This is a genomic window from Paenibacillus sp. J2TS4 (assembly GCF_018403245.1).
Classification (GTDB): Bacteria; Bacillota; Bacilli; order Paenibacillales; family NBRC-103111; genus Paenibacillus_L.
Window position 1 is genome coordinate 502964 of sequence record NZ_BOSH01000002.1, and the last position, 19067, is coordinate 522030.

Below are 19067 nucleotides of genomic sequence, written 5' to 3' on the forward strand. Positions count from 1 at the left end.
GCAAATCTTCGAGGGCAAGGTGTCGTTTATATCCTTCGGAGCTATCATCTATGTTATGATTTCATAAGGTGTTCCACGCAATGTAATTTTGAGCATTATGTCCCTCACCAAAAAATGTCTTAATTGCTAATCTCATCTTCTGATGATACCGGGTCGGCTGCAGAATAGGCGTGAAATATTTTAATTTATTTGTCAGTACTCTTGTCAAAAAATCTTCTATACCCTTTTTGAAAATCCGGTTTCCGAGGATCATTTTGGATATTTTCGACCATATCATACAACCCATAGATTCTGTCGTACATTTGACTTCTTTCATACAAGCAGCTATCTGCTGAACCATACTCCTCAAATACCGCTTGATGGAATTGTTCGGGATAATAACCCATATACATGAAATCCAGGGCGGGGTCTTCGATTCCTCCTTCATTGAAATCTATCACCCCAAGGCGGCCGGTCTTCTCATCCCAAAATATATTGTCGTAATGAAAATCGCCATGAACAACACATTTCTGAACCGATTCGGAAATTTTATAATATTCATTCAGGAACTCCATAACTTGATTCATCTCGGAATCGGAAAGCCTGGTCTCCAGAAGCGCGATGCCTTCTTTCATGTCATTTCGAACATCCTGTGCAAAACCGGTATGCAAATCCAATCCTTCTGCTGATACCCTGTGGAGTTGTCTTAAAAACCTGCCTAGTGATCTTCCTATTTGTTTTGCGTTTTCCAAATGTTCCTTTACATACTGAGGTGTGATTCGATGTCCCGGCACATATTTTTCCATAACGAAATCCTTCGTTGGAGAAATATATGAATTATTCGGCAAAACTGCCTCCGTGTGCTTCCCCAATCTGTGAATCAGTTCTTGTCTCACACCATAAGCGTCTAACTGAAGTCCATGACGATAGAATGAAATCACTGTTTTTTTGTCCAAGACCACAACATCTTTCTCGCAGCCTGTGTTTATGAATTCAAATGTCTGATAAGATAATTCTCCTAATTCAGCTTTCACAAGTTCCAGCTTGCGCTCAAGCGACTGCTCTCTCATTTTTATCCCTCCATCAATCATTTTCGAAACACCCTCCTGCTGCTGCTCAACCAGGCTAGTCGAACCATATTTGCTCCGTTCACATACGCTCAGCCATATGATATATGCAAGGATCTAGACCTTGCTGGAATTGGCACCGCGTTTTGCTAGCGGTACCGATGCGGATCTTGCTGTCTTTCCGTTTTATGCAGATGTCTTTACCCGATACCACTTGTATATTTCGGATATAATGTCGATCAGAGCGAAAAGTCCAATGGCAACAATGAGCCATTCGGTTACCCCGAACCATATCGAAACCACCGTGTCGAATCCTTCTCCGCCGGCTGATATAATTCCTGCCGCCTCCAACTGCTGGATAAAATCGGGATTCCAGACGGCCGGATCGGCCAGCATGACGCACACCAAAACCGTTGTTGCAACTGACATCACGATATGAAACGCAAGCATCTTGCCTGTCCTTTGGCGTACGATGATTCTGGTGCCCCTTGTTGTCAAAAAATAAAGCCCGTGTGCGTTGATCTCAAGCACACGAGCGAATATCCAGCTACATTGCGGGTGATGTCATGTTTATTAGTATTATACCAACCAGCCTCCGGAATGAGCTTAAGTAACTGTGAAATTGACTCCATACAAGGACAAGGCGGATTTTCTCGCCACACTTTGGGATGCAAGATTCTCCCACGAAGTACTGTACAGCGGGATTCCACCTAGCTCCCGCACCGCCATTGCCCATCCGGCAACAACTGCGGCGGCATATCCCCTTCCACGAAACAAGTCCAAGGTCTCAAGTCCTGCTTCGTGTGCATTGGAGGTGATGCGAACACTGCGGCAGATCGAGACGGCACGCCCTTCGCGCACTAGCGCAATACAGGGCTGCGCGTAGTCTATTTCGGAGGTCAGCCATTCGAAACCGCCGTGCAACCATTCCGTCATATTTTCCCGGGTGATGCTGACCACCTGCAGGGTCGGCTCGGCTTCGCCAGGAACAAGAAAACAAGGTCCCATCGAGAACCGTTCCCCTTGGAGGAGGTTCATATATGCCTCGAAATGTTTCGGTTTCGTCTGGAAGTCCCTAACGATCGGTTCGTCAGCACACAATCCCTCCAATTGCTCGATCAGAATCTCCGGGACATCATACCGAAACCGACAAATAGCCGTTCCCTCTATAGTCCGCCCTAAGAAAAACCGGGGCGCCGGGGCCTCTCCGGGCCAAGGCTCGTTTATCGAACGAAGCCGCATGTTCTGGTCATGCGTAAACAGCGCCTCAACATGGAACTCCATCAGGTCATGGGCGGTTGGTTTGATTTCTTGCCGGTCACTCATGTATCTATCCCTCAATTCATTAAAAAATACTTGCGTTGTTTGTCACTATTCATAGTATCAAAATATTCAAAGATAACCTGAGAAAATTTAATAATAATCGAACTATCCTGTCAGTTGCAGGAAGGTTGGATGAAGCAATCAATAAATGGAAAGCAATCATTAAATTCCTTCAAGAGAATGACTTTTACATGGAGGCGGAATGGCCGAAACGAGAATTGCAGAGGATTGAAAAGAAAAGAATACAATAGGAATGCCCCTTTTAATGGCGGGTATCCCTATAACGGGAGTAAACATCCGATTACCATCTGATTCAGTAAGAATGGCCATCATCATTCCCCCACGGTTCGCCGAATACCCAAAAGACGTGAAGCAGCACAATAGCAAAACCTCACCATTAAATGGCGAGGTTTTGCTATTGGATAAAGTTTTTACTGTATGAATTATGGTTGAAACTCATTATGCCTTCCCTGGATATCATGCAAGCGACTGTATGCTCCACCCACCTCCAGTAATTCATCATGTGTTCCTTGCTCCACTATTCTCCCTTTGTCGATTACATAGATAACATCGGCCTGCTTTATCGTTGACAATCGATGGGCGATCACAATAGTGGTTTTCCCTTCCATTAAGCGTTGAAGCCCCTGCTGAACAGCCTGCTCTGATTTAGAATCCAGTGCTGATGTAGCTTCGTCAAGCAGTAAGATGGGAGCATTTTTCAAAAATGCTCTGGCGATCGCTATCCTCTGCTTCTGGCCACCCGAAAGTCTCGCTCCCCGTTCCCCTACCATTGTGTTGTAACCATCCGTCAGTTCCATAATAAAGTCATGGGCATACGCAGCGCGGGCCGCGGCGACAACCTCCTCATTAGAAGCGTCCATCCGCCCGTATCGGATATTTTCTTCAATTGTCCCTTCAATAAGGTAGGTATCTTGGGAGACATAAGCCATCCTATCCCTTAGTTCTGATAGCGGATAATCTGCGAATCGCCTGCCCTCCATTCGAATTTCACCTTGCTCAAGAGAATAAAAACCTAGCAAGAGCTTAATTATTGTACTTTTTCCTCCTCCGCTGGGGCCTACGAGAGCGACAACCTGTCCTTTTTCAACTATTAAGCTTAACCCGTCCAGTACTTTTTCATTTTCGTTATAGGCAAACGCCCCGTTTCTAAACTCAATCATTCCCAGGGTTTCGTTATAAACGACCCCCTCCACTACAGCGGGATACCTTTCCGGTTCTTCGGCGAAATCTAATAATTCAAACACCCGGCTGGCTCCTGCCAACGACGATTGCAAATTGGACCAAAAATTTCCAAACTGGCGAAAAACATTCGTCACATGGTCCAGCAGTAGTATAATTGATAATAATGTCCCTACGGATGTCAGCCCGTTAATGACCATTAACGAGCCAAAAATAAAGACTCCGCCATTGTTTATCCACATCAACATATAATTCGTGCTGTTTAGAAAAGCATATTTATTTATGCGGGAGATGGATAATTTGGCCAACTGGTGATTAGTTTCTTTATATTTTCCGTTCATCCTGTCCAGCATTTGGAAGATGCGGCTTACTTGTGTTCCTGCTATCAGTTCCATTAACCGTTCCATTTGTCTGGCCGAACCTTGTTGTATTTCCGTGCTAATTTTTCGCAATGGTATGGCAAACCGGGTATTCACATAGGTGGACAACAACCCCATCAAAATCAGGGCAACGGCAAATCTCCATTCGAAGATTATCATAATGACAGCTGAATAAACTCCAGTCATGACCAAAGATATAATGTTACGTAAATTTCCTGATAAAGCGTGTTCCACTTCACCAACATCATTATTGATTCTCGATATGCTGTCGCCGCTGTGTGTGTTCTCATAATAGGAAACAGGAAGCTTTTCCATGTGGTGGAATACAAGCAACCGAAGATCCATCATGATCGATTTAACCGTCTTTCCGAACAAATATTGAAAGAATGGTGTGAGACAGAATAAAGCGGCAGTAATGAGAGTAAATCCCAGACTGACCATCCATAAGACATCCATATTTTTGTCGGTTATGGCATCGAGTACGAATTTTACCAATAGTGGGAACACGATGGCGACTATCGAATCCATGAGACTGCAGCCGAACAGTCCAATCAGGTAGGCTTTCTTTCTCGGTCTGATCAATCTCACCAGCCGTGAAACTTCAGAGTTACTGTCGTTCATCATGGTCTCAAGCTCCCTCCATTTCAAGCAGCGTCTGAGAGTTCCCTTGATGAATCAGTTGGTTGTTATATAAACGCTTATAGGCTCCGTCTTTAAGAAGTAATTCATGATGGGTCCCGCTTTCGACAATACGGCCTTCTTCCAATACAAGAACTTCACTGGCTTCGATGATTGTAGACAGCCGATGTGCAACGACCAACACCGCTTTGTCCTTCATGATGAGGTTGATGGCTTCTTGTACCAACATTTCCGATTCGGAATCAAGCGCTGAGGTCGCCTCATCCAAAAGCAATATCGGGGCGTTCTTCAAGATGGCGCGTGCGATCGATATACGCTGCCGTTGTCCCCCGGAAAGCTTTACGCCTCTTTCCCCGACATGGGAGTCGTATCCGTGAGGCAGAGACTGAATATATTCATGAATGTTCGCCATCTTTGAAGCCCTCACCACATCTTCCATACTGAAGTCACTTTTTCCACAGGTGATGTTTTCCGCTATGGATCCAGAAAACAGGAACGTCTCCTGCGATACCAACGAAATTTGGGATCGGGCATATGCAATATCCCACTCAGTGAGTGGTTCATCGAATAGCTTGATACACCCACCTTGGTAATTATAGAACCCGGAAATCAGTTTAAAAATCGTAGTTTTTCCGGATCCGCTTGGTCCCACCAAAGCTACCTTCTTCCCTTGCGGCAACGTAAAACTGACATTTTCCAAAATCTTCTTGTCTCCGTCATACGAGAACAAAACATCGGTGAACTCCAATGCGGGAGCCGACGGGGATATGTTCGGCCTTTTTTCGCCTATCCGTTCCGTCTTCTCATCGAGAATCTCAAAGAGATGTTCCGCAACCCCCGAAGCAATTTTGTATTTATTTATATAGTGGGGCAGAATAGCCATCGCCGGTGCGAGATAAGCGAGCAATTGGGCGAATGCTACCAGTCCGCCTGTAGTAAATTCTCCATTAATAACCATAAATCCCCCGAAAAGAAAAAAGAGTAAGTATGGAACGGACTGCACGATGACGTTCATAAAACCCATCATCGCTTTACGCTTTTCAACTTTCAGGGAATCCGTTAACATCTGTTCAAGCAATGCTTGAAATTTAGAAAATAAGATTTGAACCAGATTGTATGATTTGATTGTATATATGCCGTTAATGGCATCTTGGACTACAGAATTGGATTTCGCCAAGCTGCGCTGAAGGTTTGAGGAGTATTCATTTAATGGGCGACTAATCAAGCTTGTCAGAGCCGCCATTAAGGGAAGGACCATAACACAAATCAATAATAATTTCCAATTAAGAAAAAACATCGTCACAATACTTGCAATCAACCTAACCGTCTGGAAAACCATCCCCATGAGATCGTCCCTGATAAAATCCTCAATAGCATTAACACCATTGGTCATTCTCGAAACAAGATCTGCCGAATGATGTGTTTCCATATAGGAGATAGGCAATTGGCCAATATGAGAACTAAAGCTGTCATTCATATCACGGGCAGCATAAACACTGAACCGTCCGGATGAATACGTTTCCACGAAATTCATGATGATTCCGATGATAACAAAAAGAATCATATATTGAATAGATTTGCCTAACTCCGCCAGATCTCCGTTCAAGGAAGAGTTCACCAATATATTAAGCAAATAGACTAAAAAAATGTCATTCGCCGCATTCACTAATGTACTTAACAGTTTAATGATTACCCAGAAACGATAAGGTTTAAGAAAAGCAAAAAGTCTCCGTGCTATAAAAAAAGAAGAAGGACGGCGTGCATAACCCATATAGAATCACCTTCTTTTTTTAGGCTAACCCTTCTTTGACCGTTAGAGTTTGGTACATCTCTTCCAACATTTCTGTAGCCTCGTCAATATCGAGCTCTGACGTATTGGTGTTGATTATCATGCCAATTCCAAGCCAATAAGTGGTGAGTTTACGAAACATTTTCTCGGCCTTACTCTCTGCCATCGTGCTTAATCTTTTATCGAGCAGTAAAAAAGCAGCATACATTTCCTCTTTAAGTTTGTCCTTGTTCCTTTTTAAGTAATGCCTTCTATAATCAGAAAGGTACAGGGTTCGGAAAAGATGCTTTTCATTTCTGGCGAAAAGTAGACAACCGATCGCCAAGTTCATGGCAGGCGCGTTTTTGTCATTGTGGTACTGTTTCATGCTGGCAAGGGCATAGTCAACTGCTCGATTAAACACATCGTCTTTTACTTCTTCCATATTCCCATACACGCTGTAAATAGGCTGAGTTGAGCATTTAAGTCTTTGTGCTATACTCCTGGCTGTTAGAGCTTCAAGGCCTTCTTCTCGTACAATTTTAAACGCTGTGTCTAAAAGCTTTTCCTTAGTTATCTCTGCTTTTGGGGGCATAATATTATCATCTCCACATAAAAACAAATGTTATATAACGTATGTTATATGGATTTATATGGAATGTCAACATAAATTTTCGGTCAAATCCAGCGAAATGAAAAATAAATCTCGTCTCTAAGAGACAAGATTTATTCCCGTGATGCCACTCTTATTTTTAACGTTACAGATCCTCAATTTTATTATTCCCCGATGTACGTTACTGACTCTTCAAGTACATTTCGTAGAAATGGGCTTTATGGATACAATGGAAGCTATCACGATCCCCACAGCCATTCCGGAGAATGGAGCGACCATTAATATTTCGACCGCATGTCCTAGGAGTTCTTTCAGGAGATCTTCCGTATGCGTGGAATAAACGGACCAGACCTTTATAAAGGTTGCCATAACGATTGAAAATAAGACTATGGACCAATAAACAATTTTGTTTTTAGTGGCAACATAGGGTATCTCAAGTGAATTTTTCTTTGTTCGAAGCACGATCCGAATTAAGATAATTAATTCAATACTTAAAAAAATAATCGATAAAATATATTGCATGAAGATAGTAAATGACCAACGGATAGAAGAAGTCACCTGACCTTGAATGAAAGGCATAGACAGATATAAGGAGCTGTCTGTCAGGCTATCCAAAAATAAATGGCTTAAAAAACCAAGGACAACCGACAACAAAAATATTCCCCATCCCCTTGCCCCATCGAGCCTCCATTCTTTTTGAGCAAGAACGGATGCAGCTTGATTCAATGGTGATGGCAAATGTAGCGCCAAATTCTTTTTGATTAAATAATGAAACAGAAATGAGAGGATGATGGATAAAGGAATCACTAGAACCAGTAACCCCAAAAATGAATGACCGATCGTTTGTATCGGAACCATTTTAATAAAATATTCAAAATCTGGTGCCATGCTTCCCATGACCAACCCCGTAAAGCACAGCGATTTGGGGGCCAAACGTTTAAGGACAATCGCCGTAATCGGGTGTGCGAGTGTATAGGGCATGATCCTTCTCCTATCGCAAGAAAAATGGATGCATCGCTGATTCAGTACAACTATATCTGGTTATATAGCAATATTACCATAATTCGGAAATCCCGCGCCTATCTTTTACAAATATTGTTCACATCTCTTCATAAAACGCATGATCAGGATGGTCAGGGCAATGGAGAAAACAAAAAGAGCGACAATATAAATAATAGCCAGCGGTGGTATGATGATCATAACAAAGGCAACCATAGCCGCCACCTGCAGTAAAAGATATTGCGTCCACCTTTTTTCCGCTTCTTCGTATATCGTTGTTTTTTCTTGCCGATTTGCCATCTCCTTGATTCCCATAAATAAATAATAGACAATGACCAGACCCAGGATTAAGGAAACTATTCCAACAACCATGCCCATAGGGTTAAAATGAATTCCTCCACCTGTATCAGGCTGTTCGTATATACTGAAAATAGATAGGAAAATCATAAAAATATTCAGATTCCCGGCCTTTTTAAAATAGGAACTTTGTTCAGCTAACGTACTAAATCCAACAGCGAACAATATATAGCCTATGATATCAGGCAAAATATCAAAGCCCTGTATTCGAAAATCAATCATGGTCAACAACTCATGACTCAAGTCACGAGCTTGTAACTGCCCGGAAGTGAGTACGGCGGTTAGCCTCCTTCCTTGGGGGGGCGTTACCATAGGCAGGTTGACTGCTGCCCGACTGCATAGGTATACCTACACAGCCACTTCAGCGATGTACTGGATTCCAATGCGCTGAAGATTCATGGCGCCAATGCGATCATCATTCGAGCGATACCCGCACTTCTGACAACAGAAGCGGTGCTTTTTCTTATCCCGATTGGCTCTCTCTGTATGCTCACATTTGGGGCAGGCTTGTGAGGTGTAACGGGGATCAACCGCGATCACTTTGGCTCCATGGAGGATGGCCTTGTACGTGATCATCTGGCGCAGCTGATAGAAGGACCAACAGACGGTTTCATAACGATCCTGGACCCGAACCCGCTCTGTACGGTTTCGAATGCCCGTTAAGTCTTCCAGTACAAATAACGTATGGGCCCCATATCGGCGGACGAGTGCCTTGGATATCCGATGATTGATATCTGTCATCCAGCGGTTTTCTCGTCCCCCGATTCGCTTTAACTTACGGCGAGCGGAGGCTGTCCCCAGTTGCTGCAGCTGCTTTCGCAAATGCTTGTACTTCGAGCGCTTATTCTTAATGGGTCTACCGTGAAAGAACGTACATTGACCTTGGGAATCATAGCTGGTCGCGATAAAATTGACGCCCATGTCTAATCCGACCACTTGATTCAAAGATGGATCCGAGACTTCTTCCACTTCTTTGGTCATTGGAAGGTGTAAGAAGAACTTCCCTCGCTTGTGGACCAACTTGGCGGTCCCGAAGGACCAGGATCCATCCAAATACGTTTCCATGCCTTTCGATTCATAAGGTACCTTGATGCGACCATGCAGGGTGTTGATGGAAAACATCCGTTGCGTAAGCGAGTAATCTCGACGCCAAACGAGGTCAAGCTCCGGTTTCTTGAACCGGACGAATGTCCAGGGGTGGCGATTGCCGATTAACGACTTGTACCGAGCGATCACCGTTCGCATGACTGATTGAGCCATTTGAGATCGTAAGGAAAAGGTAGAACGCAGTTCACGATACGTCCGTTGATGTAGCTTCGTCTTGGAGAGAACTTTCTCTTCAAATACAAGCTTGGACAGGTGATCGCTTGCCAGACGGTAAGCCCCTAAGGTCTGTCGTAACCATTCGATTTGTTCAGGAGTGGGTAAGATTTTCACTTTGGCGGTTAAAGTGATCTTCAAGTCAAGTCACCTTGCTTCACGTTAAGATTCGGCTAGGCTGTAAGTTACTCACCCTAATCCTACACACTCCATTATATCAAACATATGTTCCTGTTTGAAGCAGAAATTCAGAAATAAGTGTAAGATCACTTATCTAATCAAAAGAGGAGGAGGAAAGGGGTGTGACTAATAAGAGAAGGGCGTAAATTCCTCTCACGACTCAAGTCGCGAGTATCCTTTACGCAGATCATGAACAGAAAGCCCCAATACAATTTGCTAAAACCGATATTATTCATGAGCGATCCTCTCTTTTCCAAACGATAGACCATACTCCATACCGTTCCCTCCTTTCTCTATTGGAACATTATATAGCAAAATACTTCAAATGGTCAGTGTTCCGCCTTCACCTTAGTTACCCACATTTTTTTCTTTGCTTTTATTAAGAGGAAGGAAGGTCTTCTTCTTTCGTTAATTAACTTTGGCATTTTAGAGAGCCCTTCCGGAGTAGATTCTGGCTCTTCCATTCTTTCTATCATAAAATCATTTTCTAGTAGTGTGTTTATTAGTGTAGATAGTTTTCTATGGTACTTAATGACACCTTCGACTCCCCAAAATTGTTCTCGAATTCCTTCTTCACCGTAATGATCAATAGGCCAATAAAGCTTCTCTCTATCCGAATTTTCTATCCAACCGGACTGTTCCTTTCTTGAAAGGACAACGGGATGTTCAGTCGAAAAAACCAAATATCCATTTACGGTTAACCAATTCGATATATTCATCATCAGTTCCTTGAAATTCTCTACATAGTGAAAAGCAAGCGAACTAACTATTAAATCAAACGCCCCTCTCTCAAAAAATAAATCTTCCATAGCCATACAATGATAAGTGATTCTTGGATCCTTATGGGCGATAGACAGCATTTGTTTAGAGATATCAATTCCGTGTACGGATTGAGCACCTTGATCGACACAGTACTTAGCAAGCTCACCGAATCCACAGCCTAAATCAAGTACTTTTAGATCCTTCAACTCAGGTAGTAGACGTTTAATGGCAGGCTGCTCAATAAAATCATTGTAGGTTACTCTTGTCTGTCTTAATTTATGATACATTTGAAAAAATTCGGGGTCATCATAAATATTTTGTTTCATATGAACCTCCTGTTTTTTAATCCTCATTTTCTACAGATAAAATTATACTTTGAATTGACCCGATAATATCCCCGCTCTTCTGATCACTTCCATTCGCTCTTCTCTATTCCCAAACCATCACTAGATTGCCATTGTCTAAAATAGGAACACAGTGTACCCCGCCTACAGGTTTGTCCGTTGGTAATTCAGAAATAAACTTCAGTATTCTGGAAACCCTCCTGATAGACTATTTAACTAAATTAATATTTAATGACAATAATATTTAGTGTCTTTAATGTATTAGATCTTCTCTGTGTTCGGCTCAACCCCGTAATCCATGCTTGAATAGCCTTTCGGAGTCAATAACTGATTATCGTTTTTAGCCCTTTTTCATTTACGTTTTTCTTCAAGATTAATTTCTATCGGTATTATCTCACGCCAAGCGTGCAAAAGCAGCCATAAATTACAAAAATATGGCTGCTTTTAGTACAATTACTATTTGATATGGCATGATGGATCAGAAACGTCTGCCTCCGCTAGCGGAAGACTAAATGTAAATGTCGTACCCTTTCCTTTAACACTTTTCACCTTGATTTCTGAATGATGTCTGTCCAAAATTTCCTTTACGATGGAGAGACCGATGCCCGTCCCGTTCTTCTTGGATCTGGCTTCATCCGATTTAAAGAACCGATCCCAGATTCGATCCAGTTCCTCCGGAGCCAGTCCGATTCCTTGGTCGATGATCTCGACGACGGCTTGATCGGTTTTTCGGATAACAATTTGAATTTCTTTCCCTGAATCCGTGAACTCGACGGCATTTTGGAGAAGATTGTGCAGTACCTGCTCAATCCGATCCGAGTCTCCGATGGCGTACACGTCCCTGCCTTCCTGCGAATCCATTTGAAAAACAACTCTGTGATGCAAAAATTGAGGCTCCATTCTCGCGAGCGTTCGACGAATCGTCTCAGTCAGATTAAAGGCCTGAGACACGACCGCGAATTGCCCTGCATCGACCGTGGCCATATCCAGCATATCGTTAACGAGCCGAATCAGACGCTTGGTCTGACCTTTAATGATAGCCAAATATTTTTGATTTTGTTCCGGCACAATCGTTCCATCCTGAAGAGCGCCAACATAACCGTGAATAGAGGTTAACGGCGACCTCAAATCATGTGAAACGTTAGCGATAAAATTTTTACGCATTTGATCGAGGCTGCCCAGTTCCTGCGACACCTGGTTCAACGTTTCGGCCAATTGCCCCAGTTCATCCCGGGAGCCTACCGGAACGACCTGTTTGAAGTCGCCCTTGGCGATTTTCCGGGCGGCCTCGATCATATTTTTAAGCCGGCGGGTAATAAGATTGGAAATAATGAGCACGAGAAAAAAACCGAGGATGAGCGTAGTCACGGCCGCATAGACCAATTGGCGATTCCAGCGATTAAAATCAGGCTTAAACACAGGAGAGATACTGATTACCTCCAGACCGTTATGGTCCGGGACAGCAGCGGCGGCGACAAACCAGTCCACCCCTTCATGCTGCAGCAAGCGGCTGGTCTCGGAGGTGGGCTGATTCATCGCAACGGAGAAGAAGGAGACATCGGGTTCAAAAGTCATCGTTTGCGGCACAACCTCAAACAAGACGGTATTCTGAACGCTGTCGAATACATACCACGCTCTTTGTCTTCCGTCTTTTAGCTTGAGTGCCGATCGAATGCCTTCGGTTGACCACCCGTCCGCAAGCGCCTCTCCGACAAAATCCGCGACTCCCTGAACTTCGTTGCGATTCTCAAATCTTCCATTCTTCAGAATGTCACCCCGCACCAATACACTTGAAATCAGGAGGAGCAGTGCTTGAGAAACAAACAATAGCACGATGACCGTTGCGACCAGCTTGATGGTGATCCGGTTCAACCGGATTCTGTTTAGCACACGCACCCTTCGTTCACCTCAAATTTATAACCGATCCCCCAGACCGTTACGATCCGCCAATCTTGACGCTCCCCGATTTTATCGCGGATTCTTTTAACATGAACATCCACCGTCCTTAGATCGCCTTCAAAGGACAATCCCCATACCTGATTAAGCAGTTGTTCGCGTGTGTAGACCTGATTGCGGTTAACGACCAGATAATGGAGCAGCTCTATTTCCTTCGGTGGAAAGCTGACCTTGTCACCATCCACAAACACTTTATATTCTGCCGGACTAATCTTTAGCCCGGGAAGTTGTACCGTTTCTCCCATCGTGACCGGGTTCAGTCGACGCAGCACCGCTTTAATCCGCGCTACCAGCTCCTTCGGTTCAAAAGGCTTAACTACGTAATCATCAACGCCTAACGAAAAGCCCTTCAATTTGTCGTAGCTTTCTCCCTTGCCTGTTATCATGATAACGGGTGTGTTGCGGATCTTCCTGATTTCCTCCATGACCTGCCAGCCGTCTTGCCTCGGCAGCATGATATCCAGCAGGATGAGATCAGGAGGCTCTTTATAAAATAAATCCAAGCCCCTGCTTCCATTCTCCGCTATGGCACAGCGAAATCGTTCTTTAACTAAATAAAGTGAAATTAATTCCGAAATGTGAGGGTCGTCTTCGATAATTAGAATGTAAGGCATGCGCATGCCTCGTCCCTCCTCTCTATTAAATGGCCTCAATCATATCTTAAAGCATCGACAGGCTTTAAGCGAGAAGCCTTGTTGGCGGGAAAGATGCCAAACATTACTCCGATAGTAAAGGAGAATAGAAAAGACATAGCTATCGTATCCCAGGTCATAACCGCTGTTGTGCCGGATTGATTCAGGAAATAAACGGCCGAATAGCTGACGATCACACCGAATACACCGCTCATACCGCTAATAACGAGAGATTCCAGCAGAAATTGAATCAGGATATCTTTACGCTTTGCACCAATCGCTTTGCGAATTCCTATTTCCCGGGTGCGCTCCGTCACCGACACGAGCATAATATTCATAATGCCGATTCCGCCCACGAGGAGGGAAATCCCTGCAATGCCTGCGAGTGTTTTGGACAGGGTGGACGACACCGCCGTCATCGTCTGCACCATATCCGCCTGGTTGAAAATACTGTAACTTCTCGAATCTCCCTTGAATTTCTTCGCCAGTTTATTTTCTATGACGGCCTGCACGGCAGTGAGGTCCTTTTCACTCTCCGTTTGAATATAAATTTGCCGTACACCGGAAGACCTGAGCAGCCGCTCTGCGGTACTGATCGGAATCATAATTTGGTTATCATTCGATCCGCCCAGGGAGCTTCCTTGCTCCTCCAGCAGGCCAACGACTTTAAAACGAATGCTGTTAAGCGAAATATACTGACCGACAGGATTGCGGTCGCCGAACAGCTCGCTGGCGGTCCCCGTCCCCATCAGTGCGACCTTCTGCCGGTACCTGTTATCAATTGCGTTAATAAAGCGGCCGCTCTGTACGTGGACATCCCTAACCTCCTCGTAGGAGGCCGTAACTCCCATTGTGTTGACATTCGCATTGTCCGCTCCATATTTCACCTGCGTGCTTCCGCTGACAACCGGAGCCACTCCGCGAACAGTCTCGATTTCCTCAAGCTCCATTGCTTCTTCCACACTAAGCGAGCTGACGGCGCCGCGTCCTGTAATGCTTACGGACAGGAGGTTCGTGCCGAGGCTTGCCATCTGATCCTGCACTTCCTTTTGCGTCCCCTTGCCTATAGCAATTAACGTGATGACCGAAGCAACGCCGATGACGATGCCAAGCATGGTCAGAAGCGTACGAAGTTTATTCGCCAGGATGGCTTTCCAAGCCATTTTAACCCCTTGACTAAATTGCAACGCTTCCCCTCCTAACTATCGTCAATTCCCCATCGGTTATGCGCACGACGCTTTGCGCGCGGTCCGCTACAGCCGGATCATGCGTAATGAGCACGATCGTATGCCCTTTGGCATGCAATTCCTCAAATATGGCGAGCACTTCATGGCCCGTCTTCGAATCCAGTGCTCCGGTCGGTTCATCGGCTAGCAGAATGGAAGGTTCGCTAGCCAGCGCCCTCGCGATGGCGACACGCTGCTGCTGTCCTCCCGAAAGCTGCTTCGGCAGGTGACTCCGTTTGTCGGCGATCCCCATCTGTGTCAACGCCTTGATCGCCCGCTCCCGGCGCATCTTGGCCGACATGCCGCGATAAACCAACGGAAGCTCTACATTCTCCAGTGCGCTAAATTGGGACAGCAGATGAAAGCTTTGAAAAATAAAACCGATTTTGTGATTGCGAATTTCGGCCAGCTTGGAGTCCCTCATTCGACTCGTGTCTTGACCTTCAATAATATATTTTCCTCTCGTCGGACTGTCCAGACAACCGATGATGTTCATTAAAGTCGATTTACCCGAGCCCGATGGACCGATAATCGCCATAAATTCACCACGGTAAACCTGAAGCGAAATGCCTTTGAGCGTCACAAGCGTTTCGCCGCCCATCGGGTATTCCTTAACGATCTCCTGCAGATCAATATCCATGGCCCTATTCTCGCTCATCTGCTGAAACCGCCTCCGCCGTTGGGGCCTCCAGTACCGGCAGGTACTCTGGTTCCGCCGCCGATCCCGCCGCCAAATCCGCCAAATCCCCCCATATTGCCGGGCATGCGCATTTGTTCCATGGAGGAAGACATAACGGCCGGTAGAATCACCTTCTCATTCTCTTGCAATCCATCGACAATTTCTATGTACGTATCGTTGGCGCTGCCAATCGTGACGATACGCATGGTGCCTGAATTTCCTTGCCCGGCCGAGCCTCCCGCATTACCCGGCATGCGTTGTCCCGAGCGCGGAGCGCCTTGCCCTGTTCCTTGCCCCATCCCTTGCCCGGCGCCGCGTTCCGGACGGGGCTCATTGCCCCGCTCTATACGGGAGTTGTCTGTATTCCCTGTGTCCGCTCCGCCCGCTCCTTCGGAGTCCCCCGCCGCGGACGGTGCTCCCGGGAAGGACGTTCCATTCGGCCGCTCTCCGCCCGCTGGCAGAGACGATCCGTCGGGCCGCTGTCCGGCCGCCGGGAACGAGGACCCGTCCGGGCCTTCCCCAGCCTCTCCCTCTTCGTTCGAGACCATGACGAATGTTTGCCCGCCCCGCTCCTGAACGGCCTCAATAGGAATCAGCAGCACATTCTCCTTGCTCTCTACCATGATGTCTGCCGATGTCGTCATTCCTACCCGAACTCCTTCTTGGGCCGGAAAAGCGATCGTAACATTAAACAACGATACTCCATTGGAAGGAGATCCTTCATCGGCAATCTTCACAACCTCTCCTTCAAGCTGCAGCTCTTCAAGAGCATCCAAATGAATCGTGGCAGGCTGCCCGGTCTTCACCTTCGGAATGTCCAGTTCATCTACCTGAATGACCGTTTGCAGATGGTTATAGTCGGTTATAGTACAGATGGCAGTGCCCTCCTGAACCCTTTGACCGTCTGTCGAAATGTCAATGGCGGTCACCTTCCCGGATATGGGCGCTGTGATGGTAATAACGTCTTGCTTTTGCTTCTCCAGCTCTGCGACCGACTCTCGATTGCTCTGCATTTCCAGGTTCAGCTTCTCGATTTCCAAAGCCGCATCCTCCCGTCCGCCATCACTTCCCGCTTCCAGGAACTTTTTTTTCAACTGCTCCAGCTGCAGCTCTTGCTTTTGGTATTCCGTGTCCAGCTTAGAAATATTATCGTCTACATCGGGAGGCTCATAACTCGCAATCAGTTGACCCTTCTCAATCATGTCGCCCTCTTTGATCAGCAAGGGCATCAGCTTTCCGGCTTCGTTAGCCTTAACAGCCTTGCTGTTCACTACAGAAACAGTCCCCGAACCGGATACTTTGACGCTAAGATCGCCTCGCGTTACCGTTGCCGTTTGCAAGGGAGCAGCAAAAACCTTTTCTTTAGTAAAGAAGGATTGGTACCCATAATAACCACCTGCTGACAGTAGCACCAAACCAACGCAAGCAAAAACCCACTTTCTCATTCACGCACTCCTTTCGATGTTTGGCCCAGTTTCGATTCGGTTCTACTAGTCTAGCAAAAAAATATGAACAAACTATGACCGACCCGCAGAATTGGATAAAGAGCGATGAAACGCAAAAAAACACGGTCGGATTAAAACCGTGTCCATGGTGTTGGCGGGTTCAATGACTCAGGAGCAGCGATAGACGGGGGCGTCCCCATCTGCTTCCTGCAGGCATCGCGTCGTACTTTATTGTAATCATCCAATGCCGCGATCAGAATGGTTTTCAAGCTGGGGATAATATTATTCAATAGTCTCTGCTGCTTTCGGCTAGAGAAGGGCCGATTATATCCGTCACGGCCCGGTATAGATTTGGGGGGCCATTTCACATAGTGTATATTTTACAGATCATAAAGACTTAGCAGCCGGAATCTGTGTAGACGGCCAAATGATCTTTGGTAAAGGCGAGACGGCAATGATTCACACATGCTCGTCGTAGTAAACAAAGCCGTTTCGTCCTCTCCTCTGCATTCCTATGCTTGTCCCTCTTGGGCAGAGTCCGCCTCTTCCCCTCTAGGCATAGCCCGGTAAATAAACCAGGTCATAATAAACGCGATTAAGGCTAAGCCGAAGGAAATGAGGTAAACCAGCTCGACTCCGGAAACCAAAGCTTCGTTAATCGTTGCCGGGTCTTCGGGATTGGCCGCCTGCTTCAGCAGGTTCGTCTGCCTGGCCGTCATTATACTGATAAACACCGAAACTCCGATAGCGCCGGCTACTGGCTGCAAAGTGGTCATCACTGCCGTTCCATGGGGATAGAGATGTTTAGGCAGCTGGTTTAATCCATTCGTTTCTGCAGGCATCATAATCGCGGAAATCGTGAGCATGAGTGAAATATATCCTGCAACAAGCATCCATATCGGAGTATCCATGCTAAGCATGCTTAACAGGAATAGCGTTACAGCTAATATGAATGTCGCCGGAATCATGAGTACGCGCGGACCGAATTTGTCGAATAAGCTTCCCATCAAGGGCGAAAGCAGTCCGCTTAATAGACTGCCGGGCAATAGAATTAATCCAGCGTTTGCCGGAGAGATAGCCAACGGGCCCTGCATATAGATTGGCAAAATAATCTCCGAAGCGAACATCGCCATAATAATAATCAAGAACAACAAGACGCCAAGGGTATACATCGGGAATTGAAACACACGCAAATCAATTAAAGGCTCCTTCAGCTTCAACTGCCTCAGTGTAAAAAACAGTAGCGCCAGTCCCCCTATAATAAAAGGAAGCAAGAAGTCCCGACTTAAAAAACCGGCCTCACTTTCACCCGCCGAGCTGAACCCATACACGATCCCGCCAAAAGCAAGTGTCGAAAACACTATGGAGAGAACATCAATTCTGGGGCGGGTTACCTCTGATACATTGATCAAATATTTATAGGCAAAAAAGAGAGAGAATATGGCAAAAGGAATGACTACAATAAACAGATAGCGCCACCCCAAATAGTCTACGATCACTCCGGACAAGGTGGGTCCGATGGCGGGAGCAAACATGAACACCAAACCGACGATTCCCATAATGGCCCCGCGTCGTTGCGGCGGAAATAACAAGAGGAACACATTAAAAATAATCGGGATTAATAGACCTGTCCCCGCTGCCTGCAAAAATCGGCCGACTAACAGAATCGGGAAGGTCGGCGCCATCGCGCAAATGATCGTTCCTACAGTGAAGACGCCCATCGTGCCTAGAAACAATTGCCGCGTCGTGAACCACTGCAGCATTAATGCCGATATAGGGATGACAATGCCCATGACCAGCATAAATCCGGTTGCCATCCATTGCACCGTCGACACATCAATATTGAATTCATGCATTAGTGTGGTTAAAGCAATATTTAACAAAGTTTCATTCAAGAAAGCGAAGAACGCCCCGATGATTAGAGAAATAATAATCGGCATCACCTTGACATTCGGATCGTCAGCTAGAAATTCGTAAATTTTACGCTCATTGATGTTATTCATGATCTGATTTGTCTCCTTGTCTATTCATGACTTGTGGTTTGGAGGAATGTGGTTAAAAATACAAAAATTCACCCTACTATAATATCAATGTTCGATGACCATAACAAATTAAAAAACAATTAAAATTAAACAATCCCTATTCCCACCAGCTTATAAAGTCAGTTGTAATCTTCCCTCGGACACCTATTCCACCGC

At 45.6% G+C, this 19067-nt stretch carries 17 protein-coding genes; all 17 read right to left on the minus strand.

Features of this window, described 5'->3' with window-relative positions:
* Window positions 1-185 precede the first annotated feature (185 nt).
* Complete coding sequence (locus KJS69_RS06515; RefSeq protein WP_213582751.1) at window positions 186-1070, minus strand: phosphotransferase family protein; 885 nt, start codon at window positions 1068-1070, stop codon at window positions 186-188.
* 162 nt (window positions 1071-1232) lie between these two features.
* The gene (locus KJS69_RS06520; RefSeq protein WP_213582753.1) at window positions 1233-1496 is read right to left on the minus strand and encodes a hypothetical protein; all 264 of its coding nucleotides are present in this window, start codon (window positions 1494-1496) and stop codon (window positions 1233-1235) included.
* Between the two features lie 156 nt (window positions 1497-1652).
* Window positions 1653-2372: a kasugamycin N-acetyltransferase AAC(2')-IIb gene (aac(2')-IIb, locus tag KJS69_RS06525; RefSeq protein WP_213582755.1), complete on the minus strand. Its 720-nt coding sequence runs from the start codon at window positions 2370-2372 to the stop codon at window positions 1653-1655.
* Window positions 2373-2812: 440 nt separating this feature from the next.
* On the minus strand, window positions 2813-4573 hold the full coding sequence (locus KJS69_RS06530; RefSeq protein WP_213582757.1) for an ABC transporter ATP-binding protein: 1761 nt from the start codon (window positions 4571-4573) through the stop codon (window positions 2813-2815).
* Between the two features lie 4 nt (window positions 4574-4577).
* Window positions 4578-6359 (minus strand): ABC transporter ATP-binding protein, encoded by a 1782-nt coding sequence (locus tag KJS69_RS06535; RefSeq protein WP_213582759.1) that lies wholly within the window; start codon window positions 6357-6359, stop codon window positions 4578-4580.
* A 19-nt stretch (window positions 6360-6378) separates the two neighbouring features.
* Complete coding sequence (locus KJS69_RS06540) at window positions 6379-6951, minus strand: TetR/AcrR family transcriptional regulator (RefSeq protein WP_213582761.1); 573 nt, start codon at window positions 6949-6951, stop codon at window positions 6379-6381.
* Between the two features lie 210 nt (window positions 6952-7161).
* The gene (locus KJS69_RS06545) at window positions 7162-7950 is read right to left on the minus strand and encodes a DUF4184 family protein (RefSeq protein ID WP_213582763.1); all 789 of its coding nucleotides are present in this window, start codon (window positions 7948-7950) and stop codon (window positions 7162-7164) included.
* Window positions 7951-8055: 105 nt separating this feature from the next.
* Window positions 8056-8547, minus strand: a complete 492-nt coding sequence (locus KJS69_RS06550) for a hypothetical protein (protein ID WP_213582765.1) — start codon at window positions 8545-8547, stop codon at window positions 8056-8058.
* 126 nt (window positions 8548-8673) lie between these two features.
* Window positions 8674-9786 carry an RNA-guided endonuclease InsQ/TnpB family protein gene (locus tag KJS69_RS06555; protein ID WP_213582767.1) on the minus strand — a complete coding sequence of 371 codons (1113 nt, stop codon included), beginning with the start codon at window positions 9784-9786 and terminating at the stop codon, window positions 8674-8676.
* Window positions 9787-10154: 368 nt separating this feature from the next.
* Window positions 10155-10913 (minus strand): class I SAM-dependent methyltransferase, encoded by a 759-nt coding sequence (locus KJS69_RS06560; protein ID WP_213582768.1) that lies wholly within the window; start codon window positions 10911-10913, stop codon window positions 10155-10157.
* Window positions 10914-11387: 474 nt separating this feature from the next.
* Window positions 11388-12827: a sensor histidine kinase gene (locus tag KJS69_RS06565; protein WP_213582770.1), complete on the minus strand. Its 1440-nt coding sequence runs from the start codon at window positions 12825-12827 to the stop codon at window positions 11388-11390.
* Window positions 12815-13507, minus strand: coding sequence for a response regulator transcription factor (locus tag KJS69_RS06570; protein WP_213582772.1), 693 nt, complete (start codon window positions 13505-13507; stop codon window positions 12815-12817). The genes KJS69_RS06565 and KJS69_RS06570 overlap by 13 nt, the downstream gene beginning before the upstream one ends.
* A gap of 29 nt (window positions 13508-13536) precedes the next feature.
* Complete coding sequence (locus tag KJS69_RS06575) at window positions 13537-14706, minus strand: ABC transporter permease (protein WP_249730395.1); 1170 nt, start codon at window positions 14704-14706, stop codon at window positions 13537-13539.
* Window positions 14696-15403, minus strand: coding sequence for an ABC transporter ATP-binding protein (locus KJS69_RS06580; RefSeq protein WP_213582774.1), 708 nt, complete (start codon window positions 15401-15403; stop codon window positions 14696-14698). Before KJS69_RS06580 ends, KJS69_RS06575 begins: the two co-directional genes overlap by 11 nt.
* A complete protein-coding gene (locus tag KJS69_RS06585; RefSeq protein WP_213582776.1) occupies window positions 15400-16869 on the minus strand; it encodes an efflux RND transporter periplasmic adaptor subunit in 1470 nt (489 codons plus the stop codon). Before KJS69_RS06585 ends, KJS69_RS06580 begins: the two co-directional genes overlap by 4 nt.
* A 131-nt stretch (window positions 16870-17000) precedes the next feature.
* A complete protein-coding gene (locus tag KJS69_RS06590; RefSeq protein WP_213582778.1) occupies window positions 17001-17159 on the minus strand; it encodes a hypothetical protein in 159 nt (52 codons plus the stop codon).
* A 222-nt stretch (window positions 17160-17381) separates the two neighbouring features.
* Entirely contained in the window at window positions 17382-18872 is a 1491-nt protein-coding gene (locus KJS69_RS06595; RefSeq protein ID WP_213582779.1) for an MDR family MFS transporter, read from the minus strand.
* Window positions 18873-19067: the final 195 nt, after the last annotated feature.

Bases quoted from the DNA above. Each gene is read 5' to 3' on its own strand.
- KJS69_RS06515 (WP_213582751.1), bottom strand. From the start codon at position 1,070: ATGATTGATGGAGGGATAAAAATGAGAGAGCAGTCGCTTGAGCGCAAG.
- KJS69_RS06520 (WP_213582753.1), bottom strand. From the start codon at position 1,496: ATGCTTGCGTTTCATATCGTGATGTCAGTTGCAACAACGGTTTTGGTG.
- KJS69_RS06530 (WP_213582757.1), bottom strand. From the start codon at position 4,573: ATGATGAACGACAGTAACTCTGAAGTTTCACGGCTGGTGAGATTGATC.
- KJS69_RS06535 (WP_213582759.1), bottom strand. From the start codon at position 6,359: ATGGGTTATGCACGCCGTCCTTCTTCTTTTTTTATAGCACGGAGACTT.
- KJS69_RS06540 (WP_213582761.1), bottom strand. From the start codon at position 6,951: ATGCCCCCAAAAGCAGAGATAACTAAGGAAAAGCTTTTAGACACAGCG.
- KJS69_RS06545 (WP_213582763.1), bottom strand. From the start codon at position 7,950: ATGCCCTATACACTCGCACACCCGATTACGGCGATTGTCCTTAAACGT.
- KJS69_RS06550 (WP_213582765.1), bottom strand. From the start codon at position 8,547: ATGATTGATTTTCGAATACAGGGCTTTGATATTTTGCCTGATATCATA.
- KJS69_RS06560 (WP_213582768.1), bottom strand. From the start codon at position 10,913: ATGAAACAAAATATTTATGATGACCCCGAATTTTTTCAAATGTATCAT.
- KJS69_RS06570 (WP_213582772.1), bottom strand. From the start codon at position 13,507: ATGCGCATGCCTTACATTCTAATTATCGAAGACGACCCTCACATTTCG.
- KJS69_RS06580 (WP_213582774.1), bottom strand. From the start codon at position 15,403: ATGAGCGAGAATAGGGCCATGGATATTGATCTGCAGGAGATCGTTAAG.
- KJS69_RS06585 (WP_213582776.1), bottom strand. From the start codon at position 16,869: ATGAGAAAGTGGGTTTTTGCTTGCGTTGGTTTGGTGCTACTGTCAGCA.
- KJS69_RS06595 (WP_213582779.1), bottom strand. From the start codon at position 18,872: ATGAATAACATCAATGAGCGTAAAATTTACGAATTTCTAGCTGACGAT.